Origin of the sequence: Vogesella mureinivorans (assembly GCF_007644035.1) — a bacterium.
GTDB classification, from domain to species: Bacteria; Pseudomonadota; Gammaproteobacteria; order Burkholderiales; family Chromobacteriaceae; genus Vogesella; species Vogesella mureinivorans.
Genome location: NZ_VMTV02001021.1, coordinates 1 through 417 on the forward strand (window position 1 = coordinate 1; position 417 = coordinate 417).

Here is a 417-nt window from a genome sequence, read left to right on the forward strand (position 1 = left end):
TGATGCGGACTGGGAGGGTCTTCAGGCCGTACTCCAGCGCCACGCGACCAGCCTTCTCGGCGGCAACCTGGGCAGCGAACGGAGTCGACTTGCGCGAGCCGCGGAAACCAGCGCCACCCGAAGTGGCCCAGCTCAGAGCATTGCCCTGGCGGTCGGTGATCGTGATGATCGTGTTGTTGAAGGACGCTTGGACGTGGGCGATGCCGTCGGTAACGACACGGCGGATCTTCTTCTTGCCCTTGGCGGGCGCCTGCTTGCTCATGGCCGGTCCTTACTTCTTGATCTGCTTGCGCGGACCCTTACGGGTACGGGCGTTGGTGCGGGTGCGCTGACCACGCAGCGGCAGGCCGCGACGGTGACGAAGACCGCGATAGCAGCCAAGGTCCATCAGGCGCTTGATGCTGATGCCGACTTCGC

General features: G+C 64.7%; 2 protein-coding genes. Both read right to left on the minus strand.

The window, feature by feature from the left end:
• On the minus strand, positions 1–262 hold a 262-nt coding region (gene rpsK, locus FLQ44_RS22545), incomplete at its 3' end, for a 30S ribosomal protein S11 (protein WP_147696149.1).
• 9 nt (positions 263–271) lie between these two features.
• The coding region (rpsM, locus tag FLQ44_RS22550; RefSeq protein ID WP_147696150.1) for a 30S ribosomal protein S13 at positions 272–417 on the minus strand (146 nt) is incomplete at its 5' end.